Origin of the sequence: Acetobacter estunensis, from assembly GCF_011516945.1 — a bacterium.
Lineage (GTDB): Bacteria > Pseudomonadota > Alphaproteobacteria > Acetobacterales > Acetobacteraceae > Acetobacter > Acetobacter estunensis.
Genome location: NZ_WOTH01000079.1, coordinates 1 through 4,413, shown reverse-complemented (window position 1 = coordinate 4,413; position 4,413 = coordinate 1). Strand labels below are relative to the sequence as shown.

The following is a 4,413-nucleotide window of genomic DNA, read 5'->3' as shown; positions in this document are numbered from 1 at the left end:
GGACGCGAGTGGCATCCTTTATTGTTGGGGAGAAAGATCGCTGGAACTCTGGGGCCATGATGATGGCGGTCAGCAATCCTGAAGGCTGGCAACGTGTACGTGAGGACAGCCTGCTGGTTGAGGCCAACAGAGACAGGATTGCAGCCTGCCAGAAAGCGGCATCGGGTCAGGAAAAAACTCAGAAACCCTATGTTATCACTGTTCCGGCAGAGCAGGAATAGTCTTCAGGGGATAAAAGCCGACAGTAGAATATGACATGTCAAAGAAACTGGATTTCTTTGACGGATCAGCCTGACGTGTCAGGAAAAATGCATATTGCTACCACGTTGGGATATTATGTTAACATCAAGCGTTCTGTCTTGGTGCGCTAGGGCGCGTAGGAAAACAAATTCCAGAACGTTACTGACATTGCCTGTGCATTGATCGGGTATACCGTCTCCAAGTTCACCGTGGCAGCGCCGGGGCATCTTGCCCCGGCATGAAGTTCAGAAGGCGAACTTGGCCTGCCCCTTGTTCTCGACAGGGCGCAACTGGAGGGTTCGAAAAACCCTTGGCTCTGAGCTGTTCTGTGTGATTCCATTTCTTCGGCGTTGATTGGGGATGGTGGAAGATGAAGCAGCCTGGTTTTTTTGATGTTGAAGAGCGCCTTGCCCGGTTGAGCGGGCTTGGCGATCAGCTGGAGGCCTTTTCCCGGACTGTGGATTTTGAGGTGTTCCGCCCTGATCTGGAGCTGGCTCTGGCCTATTCAGACGGAAGTAAAGGCGGACGTCCGCCGTTTGATCCGGTGCTGATGTTCAAAATTCTGGTCATCCAGACGTTGAACAATTTGTCTGATGAACGGACAGAGTATCTGATCAACGACCGCCTGTCGTTCATGCGCTTTCTGGGATTGGGGCTGTCGGACCGCGTGCCGGATGCCAAAACGGTCTGGCTGTTTCGTGAGCGTTTGACACAGGCGGGTGCCATTGAAAGGCTGTTTGACCGATTTGACGCGACCCTGCGGAACGCCGGTTATCTCCCGATGTCCGGCCAGATCCTGGATGCAACACTGGTGGCTGCTCCAAAGCAGCGCAATACGAAGGCTGAGAAAGCGGATCTCCGGGCAGGACGTATTCCAGAAGACTGGCAGGACAAGCCCGCAAAGATGTCGCATAAGGATCGTCATGCACGATGGACACTTAAGTTCACGAAGGCGAAGCGGCAGGACGATGGAACCATACCGTCGAGCGATCTCGCCATCCCGTTCTTTGGCTACAAATCCCACGTCTCCATCGACCGGAAGTTTCGGTTCATCCGAAAATGGAAGACGACGGATGCCGCCGCCAGTGATGGTGCGCGATTGAGAGAGGGGCTGTTAGATAAAACCAATACGGCCTCAAGCGTTTGGGCTGATACAGCTTATCGCTCGAAAGCGAATGAGGACTTCATGGACAAAGAGGGTTTTGTCTCAAAGGTTCACAGAAAAAAGCCGCATCTCAAGCCTATGCCCCGACATATCCAGAAATCGAATGCTGGAAAGTCCGTGATCCGATCGCGCGTCGAGCACGTCTTTGCCGACCAGAAATCACAGACGGGATTGTTCATCCGAACTGTCGGTATCACCCGGGCCACCATGAGGATCGGGCTGGCCAATATCGTCTACAACATGCGCCGCTTCCTCTTCCTCGAAAGATTGAACGCGAGCGCATAGTCATCCAGCGGGAGAGCAGTCCCCGATCTGCTCAAAACGCAGATCAAAAGCTCCCCCAAAAACCGTCAATCAAATCGCCAAAAGCCTGAAATCACGAGCCAGGCGCATCAACCAACGGTTCTTCGATCCCTCCAGATGCGGCGGCACGTTTGATCCAATTCCGAAAATTGATCGTTCCACCTGTGCGATAGTGAGACCCTATTCTGTCATATTCTTTAATATAAAATATATTTCTGCCTTCTATTGAGATAATAAATCGTTTCTCACGATTGGAATATGCCAGGCACCACTCCTGACCGGGGAAAAGAGGGATTTTTATTTTTATAATAGAACGAGCTGGAGACCAATGAGATCGACCTCATCTGTCGAAAGGGTCATGGAGACTTCTTTCTCGACCATGCCGCTGACAAAGAGTTCAGAGGGAACCTGAAATATTCGCGCCAGCATGGGAATGTGCTTGCGTGCGCTACTGGTGCGTCCAGTTTCCATCGCGGCGATCGCGGAGCGGGAAAGGCCAAGAGCCAGCGCCAGCTGTTCCTGGCTCATTCCACTGGTTTTGCGGAGTGCGCCAATTTTCTTGGCCAGTTCCATGGCAGGGGTTGTGTTTCGGCCTTCGGTTTCCTGAAGGATGACTTTGGTCTGATGTTTCTGAAGGCTGGTCATATGTCTTACTGGATTTGTCTATAGGAAGACCCGCTTCTGGGAAGGAGCGGGTTTCGGTCTCATCAGGCTTTATGGATTGCGGCCTGGGTTGTCTCGGGAGAAATGTTGTAAGGCCCGGCCGCGAGGATCTGGATGGCGAGCATTCCAAAGGTGTTAGGCTGGCGCTTACCGAGCGGCAGAAGAGCGTTACCGTTCGTCCATCGGCAGGGTGAAGCTTCCTGTACATCCCATCCGAGGAGGCCTGCATCGGTCAGGTGCGTGTCAATCTTCCGTGTTTGCCGTGAGTCGAAAAGGCTCACTTCGCCGACCAGAACGCCGAGATGACGACGATCGTCGACGAAGGGGCCGATCGTGTCACTGGGGCGGCAAGTGCGTGAGGCGATGCGGACCGATGTTATGTTCGACGGAATCATGAACATGGCGTAGCCGTTGGCTTGGCGAGCCTGACGGATGACTCGGCCGTCCGTCGTGACGAGGTGCAGATCGGCATCTTCCGTCAGGACTAGGGCAGTAGCTGTGTTGGTGAGACCACTTGTCTCCGCGCGGGCTTCGAGGTGGCGGAAGAGAGGCTCTACGATTTCACGGGAAACGGACAGGTCTGCGGCGCCATGCTCTTCCCAGCTTCGGGGCGTTCCGCCCAACAATACGACCTTGCCTTCCTGACGGAAGGAGCGACGGTTGCCGGTGTCGAGGTAGCTCTCCGTGAGCATTCCGTCTGTCGTAATGACGGAGTGCCGTTCGGTCTCTACATGATAGTAATCATAGGACGTGATGGACTTGTCGTAGAAGATCGATCGTCCATTAACGAGCATGCGTACGGGAACGAATTTGTCTTCGAAGAACAGACAGTGCTCGGCGGTGATTAGCATGTCCTTGTAAGGCACTTCATCGGCAATGGCATCTTTGAGCACACGTACAGGCCAGCCTGCCTCATCGTCGGGGAGGTCAAATCGTACTTTGCAGTGTCCTTTGCCTGTCCATACGACTGGACGAATGACATCCTGATTGTTTCGCCAGTCAAAAGTAACGACTTGATCGCCAATCTGGATATCTTCTACTGCAACATCACCTTTCGATGTACGGATCATGCTGCCAGATAGGAAGCAGACAAGGACAGCACTTGTTCCTAAGCTATTGGTCGGAGAAGCGCTGATGTACAGGTTTCCACCACTTTCTTGTTGATACAGAGAGTTATTGGAAATGGTATAATCACCAGAAACTTCAACAGTAATCCCAGTATCTGTTGTAATGCTTGTTGTGTTTGAAGTGCTGTTATATGTTGCATTTGTAACTTTACTAGATCCAGGTATTTCTATAGTAGATCCAGTGTTTCCAAAGCCGGAAATATTACTGAAAGTTAAAAGTGTTACACCACTAGCTGGTGTAATCACCAAGGTGCCGCCACCATCACCAAAGGTGATAGTTGAGCCGCCTAATGCACTGATTTCTGATGTTGAGAGCGTTCCTAGATTTATGGTGCCGCCGTTCTCAATTGTATAACTATTTCCGCTTAGAGCAGAAATAGCGTTATCTCCAGTAATATTTATAGTCCCACCATCGGCGGTAAAAGAAGATCCCGTTAACGCACCAAGAACACTTGATGAAACATCAACTGTAACGTTTGCACCGTCTTCTGGCGTAACAATATAGGGGTTAACTGCACTTATTAATGAAGCGCCAAACGATAATGTATCAGTAATATCTCCGGTAAATGTTACACCTGCTCCTCCTATGGAAAGGAGTCCGAGAACCCATCCTGTGGGAACTAATGTGTAGCTCCCACTGTCTGTTACAGTATTATCATATCCATAGAGAAGACTCATTTTCATAACTCCTGATTTGCGCAAGTGAGGCAAATCCCACCTGCTCCATGAATTTTTCCTCGGAATTATTTCATAGAAAAATTGTTTGCACAACAAAAACATCAACTGGAATAGAAAAACCTAACAGGAGGGATCGAAGAACCGTTGGTTGATGCGCCTGGCTCGTGATTTCAGGCTTTTGACGATTTGATTGACGGTTTTTGGGGGAGCTTTTGATCTGCGTTTTGAGCAGATCGG

The 4,413-nt window shown here is 50.9% G+C and carries 4 protein-coding genes; 2 read left to right on the top strand and 2 right to left on the bottom strand.

The features are described from left to right. Window positions 1-221: DUF6118 family protein (locus tag GOB87_RS16235; protein WP_242006534.1), on the top strand; the 221-nt coding region annotated here is incomplete at its 5' end. A 389-nt stretch (window positions 222-610) separates the two neighbouring features. Then, window positions 611-1,690: an IS5 family transposase gene (locus GOB87_RS16230; protein ID WP_166319102.1), complete on the top strand. Its 1,080-nt coding sequence runs from the start codon at window positions 611-613 to the stop codon at window positions 1,688-1,690. Window positions 1,691-2,011: 321 nt separating this feature from the next. On the opposite strand, the gene GOB87_RS16225 is transcribed toward GOB87_RS16230, so the two are convergent. Together GOB87_RS16225 and GOB87_RS16220 are read right to left on the bottom strand one after the other, a co-directional pair. Further along, a complete protein-coding gene (locus GOB87_RS16225) occupies window positions 2,012-2,281 on the bottom strand; it encodes a helix-turn-helix domain-containing protein (protein ID WP_166319099.1) in 270 nt (89 codons plus the stop codon). Between the two features lie 134 nt (window positions 2,282-2,415). After that, window positions 2,416-4,176, bottom strand: a complete 1,761-nt coding sequence (locus tag GOB87_RS16220) for a Hint domain-containing protein (RefSeq protein ID WP_166319096.1) — start codon at window positions 4,174-4,176, stop codon at window positions 2,416-2,418. Window positions 4,177-4,413 lie beyond the last annotated feature (237 nt).